The sequence below is a fragment of the Neptuniibacter sp. CAU 1671 genome (assembly GCF_029222905.1).
In the GTDB taxonomy this organism is placed as follows: domain Bacteria; phylum Pseudomonadota; class Gammaproteobacteria; order Pseudomonadales; family Balneatricaceae; genus Neptuniibacter.
Genome location: NZ_JARHUE010000003.1, coordinates 184,251 through 198,424, shown reverse-complemented (window position 1 = coordinate 198,424; position 14,174 = coordinate 184,251). Strand labels below are relative to the sequence as shown.

Sequence of the window (14,174 nt, the reverse complement as noted above, 5' to 3'; positions counted from 1 at the left end):
TTTTTTACGATCAAGATGGCGCTACAGCATAGCAAATTAGCCTTGTTCAGACAACGCGAAGCTGTGCCAATTAAGACAAAAACCTTTACTGTCGACATACCAGCCTTCTGCCACACAGATACCCGGCACCGCCACCAGCTGATCTCCCGCGTACAACAGCGGCCAGCTGGCTCTTAACCAGGGTGGTACACCAGCTTCCTGGAACAGATTTTTCAGTGTCATACTGTTGCTGCGACCGGCCGGACGACAGCGTTCGCCACCCTGACGCCGCCTGAGTTTAACACCTTTCAGGGTGCGCAATCCTGCGCTATCAGCAGTAATCGTGAGTCTGCCATCCCCGAGATCGTGCGTTCCACACGTAAGCGACGGCAGTGTTTCTACTGCAGCCAAAGATAAAGTGTTGTTCAGATAGAGGCAGCCCCGATACCGACGCAGCGTGAGACCCTGTTTCTGAAACAATGGCTGCGCATCGCACTCGGCGTTGATCAGCCCCGACCGGATCACTTGCAACTGAACCTCATTCAGCAGCGCCCCGGTTGCGACTTCAAGCCAGCGACGTAACAACATTGACTGCTGCACATCCGGCTTTGTCAGAAGCAAGGGCAAGCGCAACTGATTATCCACGACCAGTGTTTTCAGATCCCGGTCCAGATAAGCATTTAACAACTGGTGTTCCTGCCGGCAGCGGGTTGCGACTTCAGAAAGCCGATGACTCAAACCGGGCCATCGCTGTGCCAACGCAGGCATGATGGAATGCCGCAGAAAGTTTCTTGAATAACGATCATTCAGGTTACTGGGATCATCCACCCAGGTCAGTTGAAAGTGCGTAGCGTATGCCTGTAACTGAGACTTTGTCAGATTCAGCAAGGGACGCAGCAAACATCCCTGACCCAAAGCGCGTGCGACCGGCATTCCCGATAAGCCGTTAGGTCCACTGCCACGTAGTAGCCTGAACAGCACCGTTTCTGCCTGATCATCTGCATGTTGCGCCAGTAAAAGACAATCACCCGGTTGTAAAAACTGCTCAAACGCCTGATAACGGGCATCGCGGGCAGCCTTTTCAGAAGAGGATTCCGGAATCACCTCAATCGCACTGTACTCAACACCGAACCGTTCCGCCTGAGCAGCCGAAAAACCTGCCCAGTCCTGAGCGGAGGCCTGCAGTTGATGATTAATATGCAAAACGTGCAGGGGACGATAGCGAGTCTGACTGGCAGCCAGATGCAGCAACACCTGAGAATCCAGGCCACCGCTGTGCGCCAGAACCCAGCGCCGAACTGGCTGGGTGAAAGATTGGGTGGCCTCAAACAGCGAACGTTCGAACTGTTGCTGGCATGCAGCCACCTCACTTGGGGGTGGTTTAGTTTCCACCACCTAAACCGTAGGACATGAGTCGTTCATAGCGACGTTCAAGCAACTCATCCTCTGGCAAAATCTGAAGTTTATCCAGCGCCCTTTTGAGCTGAGCTTTCAGGTCTGCCGCCATGCGCTCAGGGCTGCGGTGCGCACCACCCCGTGGCTCAGGAATGACACGGTCAACCAGACCCAGTTCATGCAGTCGGTCAGAGGTAATACCCATCGCCTTGGCAGCATCGGCCGCCCGCTCTGCACTTTTCCACAGAATGGAGGCACAGCCTTCAGGCGAGATAACTGAATAGGTAGCGTAACCCAGCATCATCAGCTCATCACAGACACCAATCGCCAGCGCACCACCGGAGCCACCTTCGCCGATAACCGTGGCAATGATGGGCGTTTTCAACTGAGACATTTTGGCGAGGTTAAACGCAATCGCTTCCGACTGACCACGCTCTTCTGCATCGATACCAGGATAAGCACCCGGCGTATCAATAAAAGTCAGGATTGGCATTTTGAAACGCTCTGCCATCTCCATCATACGCAGTGCTTTACGGTAACCTTCCGGACGCGGCATACCAAAGTTACGCTTCTGACGCTCCTGTACACCACGGCCCTTCTGATGACCAATAATCATCACCGGTTTTTGATCCAGATAAGCAATACCACCCACAATCGCCTGATCGTCAGAAAAGTGACGATCACCATGAATCTCTTCAAACTCGTCGAAAATCAGTCGAACATAATCCAATGTGTAAGGACGCTGCGGATGCCGGGACAACTGAGAGATCTGCCAGGCTGACAGATTGGCAAAAATAGATTCGGTCAGACTGCCGATCTTCGCCTCCAGGCGTTCCAGCTCATCGGAAATGTTCAGCTGCGCATTATCATTGCCAACCAGACGCAATTCGTCGATTTTCGCCTGCAGTTCAGCAATTGGCTGTTCAAAGTCCAGATAATTTGGGTTCATAGAAAAGATCTGTTCTGAAGTGAAAAAATTGTGCACAAGTGTACCGTTTCAGTCTGATAAGAACCAGACCAAAAGTACGACTCAAATGTAACGTAACTGTACAGACGTGTGGCCAAACTGCTCCATCAGGCCAACAATCAGAGTATCACAAACCTCTATCTGCCACCGATCACCAAGAATCAGCCCGGCGCTCGCATCGGCCCGACGGTAGCAAAGATGCACCGGCAATCCCACCTCACCCCGATGCTGTTCCAGCAGGCTCTGCAGCTGTTTCACCTGGCGCTCAGTCAGCTGAGACTCTTCACACCGGATCTCAAGTCGGGTTGCATAGCGGGTTCGGGCCTGCGCAATACTGGCCACACTGCTGACACGCACTTTCAGACCACCGGAGAAATGATCTTCCTGTACCTCGCCTTCGACCACCACAATGGCATCTTTTTGCACCAGATCCCGGCACTGATCATAAGTATCACCAAACAGTGTGACATCGATCCGGGCGGTACGGTCATCCAGCGTAACAAAACAGAGGGTATCGCCCTTTTTCGTTTTGCGCAGGCGCAGATCCACCACCAGGCCGACCATTTTTTGGGTCTGGCCACGCATCGGCTGCAGATCGACGATCTTCTTCGGCACAAAGTGACGCAGTTCGCCTTCATATTCATCGATGGGGTGCCCGGTGAGATAAAGCCCCAGCGTGTCTTTCTCGCCTGTCAGGCGTTCTTTATCAGTCCATGGACGCACCCGGACATAGTCGGCATAAGGGTCCCGTGCAACCTCCGCTTCCACCTCACCAAACAGATCCATCAGACCGGCATCGCTGTTTTTAGCGGACTGATCGGCGGCCTGCAGGGCATCGGGAATTGCCTGCCACAACACTGCACGCTCAGCGCCGAGACAATCCAGCGCACCGGAACGAACCAAGGCTTCCAGCACCCGCTTATTCAGCTTTTTAGCACCAACACGTTCACAGAAATCGAAGATGTCTTTAAACAGCCCACCGGACTGACGCGCTTCTACAATCGCCTCAATCGGCCCTTCACCCACACCTTTAACTGCACCCAGGCCGTAAACAATCACACCGGCATCATTCACGGTAAACATATATTCACCGGTGTTCACATCCGGCAGTGCCGGCGGAATGCCCATGCGACGACACTCTTCGATAAAGATCACCACCTTGTCGGTGTTCTGCATATCGGAGGACATGACGGCCGCCATAAAGGGTGCCGGGTAATGCGCTTTCAGCCAGGCGGTTTGGTAGGACACCAATGCATAAGCGGCAGAGTGTGATTTGTTAAAGCCGTAGCCCGCAAATTTCTCTACCAGATCAAAGATGTTACCCGCCAGATCACGGTCAATATTGTTGTTTTCACAACCCTCAAGGAACACCGCACGCTGTTTGGCCATCTCCTCCGGCTTTTTCTTACCCATTGCCCGACGCAGCATATCTGCGCCGCCCAGGGTATAACCCGCCATCACCTGGGCAATCTGCATTACCTGTTCCTGATACAGGATGATGCCGTAGGTTGGCTCCAGTACCGGCTGCAACGAATCAAGCTGATAGTCCGGATGCGGCCAGGCCATCTCTGCCCGACCATGTTTTCGGTTGATAAAGTCATCCACCATGCCGGACTGCAGCGGCCCGGGACGGAACAGCGCCACCAGTGCCACGATATCCTCAAAGCGTGACGGCAACAGACGCCGCACCAGATCTTTCATACCACTGGATTCAAGCTGGAATACTGCGGTCGTTTCAGCGGACTGCAGCAGATCAAAGGTCGGCTTGTCCTCGAGGTCGATGAGCGCAATATCGAGAGGTGGTTCGCCCTCTTTGCTGCGAATACGGTTTACCGTGTCGAGAGCCCAGTCAATGATAGTGAGCGTTCGCAAACCCAGGAAGTCGAACTTCACCAGGCCCGCTTCTTCTACATCATTCTTATCAAACTGGGTAACAAGGCCCTTACCCTCTTCATCACAGTAGGTGGCGGCAAAGTCGGTTAACTTGGTGGGGGCGATGACCACGCCACCGGCGTGTTTGCCTACGCCACGGGTAACCCCTTCCAGCTTGTAGGCCATCTCCATGATCTCCTGCGCTTCTGCGCTGGATTCCACAAACTCACGCAGCAGAGCTTCCTGCTCCATCGCTTTGGTCAGGGTGATACCAATTTCAAACGGGATCAGTTTGGATAATTTGTCGGCCAGACCGAAGGGTTTGCCCTGTACGCGCGCCACGTCACGCACCACCGCCTTAGCCGCCATGGTGCCAAAGGTCACAATCTGAGACACGGCATCACGCCCGTAGGTGCGGGCAACATAGTCGATCACCTTGTCACGGTTTTCCATGCAGAAGTCGATATCGAAGTCAGGCATGGAAACACGCTCAGGGTTCAGGAAGCGTTCGAACAGCAGATCATATTCAAGTGGATCAAGATCAGTGATCTTTTGCGCATAGGCCACCAGCGAACCCGCACCGGAACCACGTCCCGGCCCCACCGGCACACCGTTCTCCTTACCCCATTTGATGAAGTCCATTACGATGAGGAAGTAGCCGGGGAAACCCATCTGGATGATGATATCCAGTTCAAATTCAAGCCGGTCGATATAGCGTTGACGTTTTTCCTGATACTCCGGATCGTCCCTGTCCAGCAGTATTGCCAGACGCTCTTCCAACCCGTCATAGGAGACCTGACGGAAGAAGTCATCCATCAACATGCCTTCCGGCACCGGGTATTTAGGCAGGTAGTAGGTACCCAGCTCAATTTCAATATTGCAGCGTTTGGCGATCTCTACACTGTTCTGTAGCGCTGAAGGAATATCACTGAACAGCTCAACCATCTCATCCTGGCTACGGAAATACTGCTGTTCACTGTACTCTTTCGGCCGCATCGGATCATCGAGGGTCCGGCTCTGGTTGATACAGACCCGCACTTCATGGGCTTCGAAGTCTTCCTCACGGATAAACATCACTTCATTGGTGGCCACCAGCGGACAACCACAACGCTGAGCCAACTCAACACTGCCATGCACAACCGTCTCATCACCGGGACGGCCGGTACGCTGAATCTCCAGATAAAACGACTGAGGAAACACCTGCTGCCAGTAACGTAATACTTCTTCTGCCTGATCCAGCTGGCCCGCCAGCAGGTTGTGCCCAATTTCCCCCTGACGTGCACCCGACAATGCAATCAGCCCCTCTGCCTGGGCAACCAACCATTCAGGCTTCAGAATGGCCCGATCATCCAGCCGCCCCTGCCCTTCGGCATAAGCAAGCGAGATCAGCTCCATCAGGTTGCGGTAACCGACTGCGTTTCTGACCAGCAGCGTCAGGCGATAGGGCAGACCGGCAGGCTCATGGGGATTTTCCAGCCATAGATCTGCACCACAGATCGGTTTAACGCCAGCACCCGTGGCTGCCTTATAAAACTTTATCAGCGCAAACAGGTTGGTCTCATCGGTCATCGCCACGGCTGGCATCTGCGCCTTTTTGGCAGCAGCCACCAACTCTTTCACCCGCACCAGTCCATCCACCAGAGAAAATTCAGTGTGGACACGCAGATGAATAAAACGGGGATCAGACATAAAACTCTTCAGGCTCAAGGGATTATCAGTTCACGTACCGGGCGAAAACTGCGGCGGTGCTCCGGCAAAGGTCCATACTGCTGCAACGCTTCAAAATGTGCCTTGGTGGGGTAACCCTTATGACTGGCAAAACCATAGTGAGGGTAAAGCGCATGCAGCTGCTCCATCTCACGATCCCGCACCACCTTAGCCAGAATGGATGCTGCACTGATAGCAGGCACCTTGCTGTCACCTTTTACCACAGGTTCCGCCGGACAGGGCAATTCCGGACACCGATTGCCGTCCACATAAACATATTCCGGCGCTGGATTCAAAGCCAGTACCGCGCGCTGCATGGCCAGCATGGTAGCATGCAGAATGTTCAGTTCATCAATCTCTGCCGGTGTGGCTGATGCAACCGACCAGGCCAGCGCCTTTTCAGTAATTTCCTGATAGAGCCGTTCGCGTTTTGCAGCAGAAAGCACCTTTGAATCAGCCAAGCCCTGGATAGGTCTGGCGGGGTCCAGAATCACCGCCGCTGTGACAACATTGCCCACCAGCGGTCCACGACCAACCTCGTCTACCCCAGCACAAAGCTGGTGCTGACCAAAATCAAACCCTTCAGTCTGCATTGAGTACCCCTTTATCCCGTAGCAACGCGACCACAGCCGCAGCAGCGAGCTGATTCGAATCCAGCAGCAATTGGGCTTTAATCTCTGCGAAACGGTTTGCCAGCATCAACTGATATTCAGAGTCATTCAGTGCCTTTTGCAGCAAAGGACCCAGCAGTTCCGGACGCACATTATCCTGCAACATCTCAGGCACTAAGCGTTCTTCAGCCAGCAAATTAGGCAGAGAGATATGTTTGGCTTTGACCATCCGCGAATAGATGGCATAGGTCAGCGGCGCCATGCGATACGCCACCACCATCGGTTTACCCAACAGGGTCGCCTCAAGTGTCGCCGTACCTGAAGCAATCAAAATCGCGTCCGCCGCGGCCATCACCTGGCGTGACTGTTTGAGAATGATTCGAAGATTCAGATCAGCATACTTCTCATTTACCAGAGTCGTCAGTTGCTGATAAATCCGCTCTGTCGCCGCTGGCAACAAAAACATCAGCTCTGGATTCTGCTGCTGCAACCAGCGGGCAGTATCCAGAAAAGGTTCAGCCAGATATTTAATCTCGCTGCCCCGGCTTCCGGGTAACAGTGCAACCACCTTCTGTGCTGCAAGGAGCTGAAACAGCTCTCGAACACCACAGAGAGAGGTGTCATGTTCGATTGCCTGCGCCAGCGGGTGACCCACCACTGTCATACGTTGTTGCGTGGGCTGGTAGCAGGCGGGCTCAAATGGAAATAACGCCAGCAAAAGATCCGCGCAGCGTTTTATTTTATAGATGCGTTTCGGTTTCCAGGCCCAGACAGAGGGGCTGACATAATGCACCGTCGGAATGCCTGCCTGACGAATTTCAAGCTCCATTTTGAGCGTAAAATCAGGGGCATCAATACCAATAAACAGATCCACCGGTTCGGCGATCAGCTCACGGATCAGACGTTTGCGCAGTTTAAGCAGCTCCCGCAGACGCCCCAGCACCTCAACCAGCCCCATGACTGAAAGACGTTCCATCGGGTAGCGGGATTCCAGCCCCTCAGCAAGCATCAGTTCACCACCAATGCCGGTAAATTCAATCTGGGGGAGCTGGGAGCGCAGAGCCTGCATCAGCCCTGCGCCGAGAATATCACCGGAGGCCTCACCAGCAACGATTCCAATGCGAAGCCTTTGGGGCATAGCAGGCACCTAGCGGATAATGCCGCGAGTCGACGATTCCAGAGATTGGATCAGCGATTCAAGCTCAGGAGCAGAATCCACCATCCTGTTTAACTGATCCAGGGCTTGTGCCAGCGTATTATTCTGGCGATAGATAATTTTATAGGCACGGCGCAGGGTTTGAATCGCTTCCGGAGTAAACCCGCGTCGCTTCAGACCTTCAGTGTTGATACCGTGAGGCTGAGCCGTATTACCATTCGCCATGATGTAGGACGGGATATCTTTCAATACGACACTGCAGGTGCCACACATAACATGCGCACCAATACGGCAGAACTGATGGACTGCGGTGAAGCCGCCGAGGATTGTCCAGTCCCCCACATGCACATGACCAGCAATCGCCGTGTTGTTGGCCATAATCACATGGTCGCCCACAACACAGTCGTGTGCGACATGCACATTCGCCATAAACAGGTTATCGCTACCGATGATGGTGGTACCAATATCCTGCACAGTACCGCGGTGAATGGTAACTCCTTCCCGGATCACATTGTTATCACCGATCACCAGCGTGGTCGGTTCGCCAGCATATTTTTTATCCTGACACTCTTCACCGACGCTGGAGAACTGGAAAATCCGGTTGTTTCGACCAATCGTAGTCGGACCCTTGATCACCACATGGGAACCGATCACGGTACCGGCACCAATTTCTACGCCCGGACCGATATAGGTCCAGGGGCCAACCTCAACATCATCGGCAAGCTTGGCATCAGGATCAATTATGGCGTGAGGATCAATCAACTTCAGACCTTTCTATCAGCACACAGGATGGTGGCAGAACTGACCATTTCACCGTCTACTGTTGAGCATACCTCAAATTTCCAGATTCCGCGGCGCTCTGAAAGCACTTTTGCCTCAAGACGCAACTGATCACCCGGTACAACAGGACGTTTAAAGCGCAGGTTGTCAGCACCGACAAAGTAATAGATGTTGCCATCCTCAGGTTTTTTACCCATGGTTTTGAAACCCAGGATACCCGCAGCCTGCGCCATGGCTTCAACAATCAGCACACCCGGCATTACCGGGTAGTCCGGAAAATGACCGTTAAAAAAGGGTTCATTCACTGTGACGTTTTTAATCGCAACAATGGACTGACCAGCTTCAAGTTCCAGCACTCGATCCACCAACAAAAAGGGGTAGCGGTGGGGGAGATACTCCCTTATTTCTTTTACATCCATCATTTATTAGGAACCCTTAATTTCTTTAACCTGCTCTTCAACAGACTTCAACCGCCGAGCCAGCTCATCAAGCTGTCTGAAGCGCACAACATTCTTTTTCCACTGGCCACTGGGCATCAGGCCGGTCCCTGATGAGTAGGCACCCGGTGTAGTGATGGATTTCGTGACAAGCGACATCGCGGTGATATGCACACCATCTGCCAGTTCAAGATGACCTGTAATGCCACAGGCACCGGCAATGGTGCAGCGGTCGCCAATTTTAGTGCTTCCCGCTACTGCGGTACAACCGGCAATCGCGCTATTTTTACCAATCTTGACGTTATGAGCAATCTGTATCTGGTTATCCAGAATAACGCCATCACCGATTTCCGTATGCTCTAATGCACCACGGTCGATGGTGGTACAGGCACCGATTTCAACCCGATGACCAATGCGCACACCGCCCAATTGGGCGATCTTAACCCAGCCATCAGCCGAAGGCGCAAAACCAAATCCATCCGCGCCAAGAACCGCTCCACTGTGGATCAGACAGTCATCACCGATCCAGACATCATGGTAGCAAGTGACGTTGGCCTGCAGACGGGTGCGAGCACCGATCTTACAACCCTCGCCCAGAACCACATTGGCTTCCAGAATGACACTTTCACCGATCTCACAGCCCGCACCCACAACCACACCAGCAGCAATTGCCGCTGAAGGGTGAATCACCGCCCCCTCTGTTACCACTGCAGAGGGATGAACACCCGGGGCAACTGAAGAAACAGCATCAAACAACTGACTGACCCGGGCATACGCGAGATAGGGATTAGCAATCACCAGCGCATTGCCCTGCACCAGAGCCGCCTCTTCAGGCGCCACGATCACGACACCGGCCTGGGTCGTTGCCAGTTGTTTTGCATAGCGGGAGTTTGCCAGAAAAGCGAGATGATTTGGGCCCGCCTGTTCAAGCGAGGCCAGGCCCGACACGGTATACGCTGCATCACCTTTTAGATCAGCCTGAAGCAGGGCTGCCAGCTCTGCAAGGGTATACTGTCCGCGTTTTTCCATTCAGTGCGCTTACTTAGAGCTGTTCAACAGCTCGATCACTTTTGGCGTGATATCCAATCCCTTGCGAGCAAAAACGGAGGCTTCCTTAGCCACAACGATGTCATATTTTTCCTCTTCGATCAGGCCACGGATCACCTTATCCAGCACGGGACGCATATCGGTCACGAATGCCTGTTCTTTTTCCATCCGTTTCTGCTGCAGCGCCTGACCTGCCTGCTGATACTGAGTGAAGACTTTCTGAAACTGCAGCTTCATCTGCTGCATCTCTTCCTCAGACGCCAGTCCTTTATTCTTCTTCAGTTTTTCCTGAATAGCCTTGGCTTGTTTTTCCAGCTCAAGTACCTGTTTTTCATCGCTGGCCAGTTCTTTACGCAGCGTCTCCCGAAAGGTTTCAGCCGCTGTAGAGCCGAGCAGTGCTTCCTGCACACCCAGCACAGCCACCTTCTCAGCGTGCGCAGACACACTGATTGAGAACGTAAATAAACAGACCAGTAAAGATTTGAATTTCATGATTTACCTCTAGAAGGATTGCCCCAGAGAGAACTGGAAGAATTCCGTTTCATCTCCATCTTTATCGTTAAGCGGCACCGCCAGTGCAAACGACAGAGGGCCAATTGGGGTCAGCCAACTTAACGCAAAACCGGTAGAGAACCTTAACTCATCTAGCTGCACACCATCTTCACACTCGGTTGCCGTATCAGAACAGCTGGTATCAAAGACGTTACCTGCATCGACAAACAACAGGGTGCGCCAGGATGACTTATCACCCACAAACGGTGTTGGGAAGATAAGCTCAGCACCACCGGAAATAAACGCATTACCACCAAAGGGGTCATCTTTTGAGTCACGTGGACCCAAAGTATTCTGCTGATAACCACGCACAGTTTTCAGACCGCCGGCATAAAAATGCTCAAAAAACGGGAACTCATTACCACCCAGCTCCGTACCATAGCCAGCACGCGCTCTGAATCCCGTAACCCACTGCCGGTCATCGGTAATAGGGGCATATAGCTTGAAGTTGTAAAGCGCCTTGGCATAACCAAGATCACTACCCGGCAGAGACATCTCCAGCGAGACCCCGTGAGAATAGCCTTTGGTTGGGAAGAAACCACGGTTCAGGTGGTTACTGCTCCAACCCAGGGTGGCGATCAGGTTGAGATAACTATCACCCTCAGCATCGAGGAAATCATAGATTTCATCCGGGGTTTCATCGCCATTGGTGTTGATTTTGAGATGTTTGAGGTCCAGACCAAAGCTCAGGCGTTCAAATTCATTGATTGGATAACCAAAGACCACACCCCCGCCAATTTCATCCGAACTGAACGCACTGACGTTATCTTCATTCAGGTCACGGGTACGGTAGTAGAGATTGAAGCCCCGGCTGACCCCATCAACGGTGTAATACGGATCAGTAAAGCTGTATGAATACTCGGTCAGCACAGAGCTGTTGGATACACCAATGCCCACTTTTTTGCCGGTACCCAGGAAGTTATCCTGCTGCAGTTGCAGGCCCAGAATAATGCCGCTGCTCTGTGAAAAACCGACACTGGCGGAGAAGGAACCGGACTGCTGCTCCTCAACGGTGTACTCGAGGTCGACCTGATCATCCGTACCCGGCACCGGACGGGTATCTACATTCACCGTTTTAAAATAACCGGTTTTTTCCAGACGCTGTTTCGACAACTCGATCGAAGCATTGGAAGCAACTGCCGCCTCCATCTGGGTTAGATGCTGGCGCACCACTTCATCTGCTGTGCGGGTATTGCCTTTGATGTTAATACGGCGAACGTAAGTACGTTTACCCGGACTGACAAAGAATTTCAGGCTGACCGTATTGTCATCATGCAACTCAGGCAGGGGCGATACATTGGCAAACATATAGCCGGCATCACCAATGCGTCGTTGCAAAGCTTCCTGTGAAACGGTCACCTGACGGCGGGAGAAGATATCACCTGCGGCAATGCTCAGCTTGTCGTTCAATTCATCCTCAGGCACCACCAGTTCACCGACGATATTGACGTCACGCACAGTGAACTTCTCACCCTCGGTCACGTTCACCGTGATGTAGATATGTTTTTTATCCGGGGTAATTGAAACCTGAGTCGAATCAACTGAGAAGTTGATGTAGCCACTGTCCTGGTAATACGAACGCAGTCGTTCCAGATCGCCAGACAACTTCTGCCGCGCATAACGGTCATCTTTTTTATAGAAGGTCCAGAAATGGGGCAGTTTGAGTGAGAACAGATCCTTCAGTTCTTCATCGGTATAGACTGTATTACCGACGATATTGATGTGCTGAATAGACGCAATCTGACCTTCATTGATTTTAATATTCAGAGCCACACGGTTTTCTGCCAGCGGTTCTACTGTGGTATCCACAGAAGCACCGTATCGGCCCTGACCGGCATAGACTTCGATCAGATCCTGACGAATCTGCTCAATTGTGGCACGTTTGAGAACATCACCTTCCTGCAAACCCGTCTGTTTAAGACCGTTCAACAGATCTTCATCTTTAAGGACGCTATTGCCTTCCAGATTGATCTTACTGATCGAAGGACGCTCAACCAGTTTAAGAATCAGCACATCGCCGTCACGCAACAGATCAACATCATCAAAATAGCCGGAGGCAAAGAGCTTTCGGGTCGCTTCTGAGAGACTGCGCGAGGTCGCCTGATCGCCGGTACTGAGCGGAAAGTTGCGGAATACGACACCGGGGCTGACTCGCTGCAGGCCTTCCAGACGAATGTCCTGAATAGTGAAAGCTGTGTTTGCTTGAGCCAGGGATGCCCACAACAGAAGAGAAATGAGAAGTCCGATTCCGCGTTTCATGAAGTTGTTCTTACGTCCCGAATAAAAAACACTCGTGCTGTGGCAGGATGCTCACAGCCGCATAAAATCATTTAATAGAGCTATACCCATCAGCGAGATGACTATCGCCATCCCCAAACGCAACCCCAGCATCTGGACGCGCTCACTGACCGGGCGGCCTGTGACCAGCTCTACCAGGTAATAAAGCAGGTGCCCGCCGTCCAGTACCGGTATGGGAAGCAGGTTCAAAATACCTAAACTTACACTGAGGTAAGCCAGAAAACTGATAAAGGATTCAAAACCCGAGGCTGCTGAGGCCCCCGCCACTTTAGCAATCGTTATAGGACCACTCAAGTTTTTTACTGAGATTGCCCCTTCAATCATCTTCCAGATGGCATCCAGCGTCAGCGTCATCATCTGCCAGGTCTTGGCGACGGCATGACCAACAGCACTCAGCGGATTCTCCTGCAAGATACGCCGTTGTTCCTCAGGCCAGCCGACGGGTTGAACACCCGCGCCAATGTAACCAAAGCGCTGGCCCTCAACCTCTTTGATGGCTGGTGTCAGCTCAAGCGTGACACGTTCATCGCCGCGCGCAATCAATACCTGGACGGGCAATCCGGGACTCGACTGTACATGTCCCACCAGATCATACCAATCCAGCACTGGCGCTCCGTCCACAGCCAAAACATGATCACCGACCTTTAATCCAGATTGCTCAGCCCGCTCACCTGGCATCAATGTACCAATAACGGCTGGGATTTCTGGCTGCCATGGTTCCAGACCCAACGCCCTGACCGGTGATTCGTTTTCCAGATCAACCGACCAGTTTTCCAGCTGTACGGTTTTTTCTTCCGGCAACGTACTGTCAGACGGTTGCAGTCGCAGTACCAGTGGTCCTGATTCACCGACCCGTGACGCCAGTCTGAGATTCACCTCCTCCCAGCTCCGGGTTGGATAACCGTCGACCGCAATCACTTCCTGATCAGCGCTCACCCCCGCCTGCTCAGCCAGACTGCCTGAAACCACAGAACCAATCTGTGGCGCAACGGTTGAAACACCCACCACAAACATCAGCCAGTAAGCCAGCACCGCAAAAATAAGATTAACTGCCGGGCCTGCAGCGACAATCGCAATACGCTGCCAGACCGTTTTTTGATTGAATGCCTGTGCCCGCTCATGTGCCGGCACATCACCTTCACGCTCATCCAGCATCTTGACGTAGCCACCCAGCGGAATGGCCGCAACCACAAACTCGGTGTTGTGTTTATCACGCCAGCTCAGCAGAGGTTTGCCAAATCCGATGGAAAAACGCAGCACTTTGACACCACAACGGCGCGCTACGAAAAAATGACCCCATTCATGAACAGTGACCAGAATACCCAGGGTCACCAATGTTGCGAATATTGTGTGCAGCAGTGTCATTCAGTCTC

Annotated in this window: 11 protein-coding genes; all 11 read right to left on the bottom strand. The window is 52.7% G+C overall.

Going from position 1 to position 14,174, the window contains the following annotated elements; all coding sequences use genetic code 11:
• Positions 1–36: 36 nt before the first annotated feature.
• Complete coding sequence (tilS, locus tag P2G53_RS06920) at positions 37–1,371, bottom strand: tRNA lysidine(34) synthetase TilS (protein ID WP_275815607.1); 1,335 nt, start codon at positions 1,369–1,371, stop codon at positions 37–39.
• Positions 1,361–2,323, bottom strand: coding sequence for an acetyl-CoA carboxylase carboxyl transferase subunit alpha (gene accA, locus P2G53_RS06915; protein WP_275815605.1), 963 nt, complete (start codon positions 2,321–2,323; stop codon positions 1,361–1,363). Before accA ends, tilS begins: the two co-directional genes overlap by 11 nt.
• Positions 2,324–2,404: 81 nt before the next feature.
• A complete protein-coding gene (dnaE, locus tag P2G53_RS06910) occupies positions 2,405–5,902 on the bottom strand; it encodes a DNA polymerase III subunit alpha (protein ID WP_275815603.1) in 3,498 nt (1,165 codons plus the stop codon).
• A gap of 14 nt (positions 5,903–5,916) precedes the next feature.
• A complete protein-coding gene (rnhB, locus tag P2G53_RS06905) occupies positions 5,917–6,513 on the bottom strand; it encodes a ribonuclease HII (protein ID WP_275815601.1) in 597 nt (198 codons plus the stop codon).
• The gene (lpxB, locus tag P2G53_RS06900; protein WP_275815599.1) at positions 6,503–7,669 is read right to left on the bottom strand and encodes a lipid-A-disaccharide synthase; all 1,167 of its coding nucleotides are present in this window, start codon (positions 7,667–7,669) and stop codon (positions 6,503–6,505) included. Before lpxB ends, rnhB begins: the two co-directional genes overlap by 11 nt.
• Positions 7,670–7,678: 9 nt before the next feature.
• Positions 7,679–8,449 (bottom strand): acyl-ACP--UDP-N-acetylglucosamine O-acyltransferase, encoded by a 771-nt coding sequence (gene lpxA / locus P2G53_RS06895; protein ID WP_275815597.1) that lies wholly within the window; start codon positions 8,447–8,449, stop codon positions 7,679–7,681.
• Positions 8,450–8,451: 2 nt separating this feature from the next.
• Positions 8,452–8,889, bottom strand: coding sequence for a 3-hydroxyacyl-ACP dehydratase FabZ (fabZ, locus tag P2G53_RS06890; RefSeq protein ID WP_275815595.1), 438 nt, complete (start codon positions 8,887–8,889; stop codon positions 8,452–8,454).
• 3 nt (positions 8,890–8,892) lie between these two features.
• Entirely contained in the window at positions 8,893–9,933 is a 1,041-nt protein-coding gene (lpxD, locus tag P2G53_RS06885; protein WP_275815593.1) for a UDP-3-O-(3-hydroxymyristoyl)glucosamine N-acyltransferase, read from the bottom strand.
• A 9-nt stretch (positions 9,934–9,942) separates the two neighbouring features.
• Positions 9,943–10,443: an OmpH family outer membrane protein gene (locus P2G53_RS06880; protein ID WP_275815591.1), complete on the bottom strand. Its 501-nt coding sequence runs from the start codon at positions 10,441–10,443 to the stop codon at positions 9,943–9,945.
• Between the two features lie 9 nt (positions 10,444–10,452).
• Positions 10,453–12,762: an outer membrane protein assembly factor BamA gene (bamA, locus tag P2G53_RS06875; protein WP_275815589.1), complete on the bottom strand. Its 2,310-nt coding sequence runs from the start codon at positions 12,760–12,762 to the stop codon at positions 10,453–10,455.
• Between the two features lie 51 nt (positions 12,763–12,813).
• Entirely contained in the window at positions 12,814–14,166 is a 1,353-nt protein-coding gene (rseP, locus tag P2G53_RS06870) for a sigma E protease regulator RseP (protein WP_275815587.1), read from the bottom strand.
• Between the last annotated feature and the right edge of the window lie 8 nt (positions 14,167–14,174).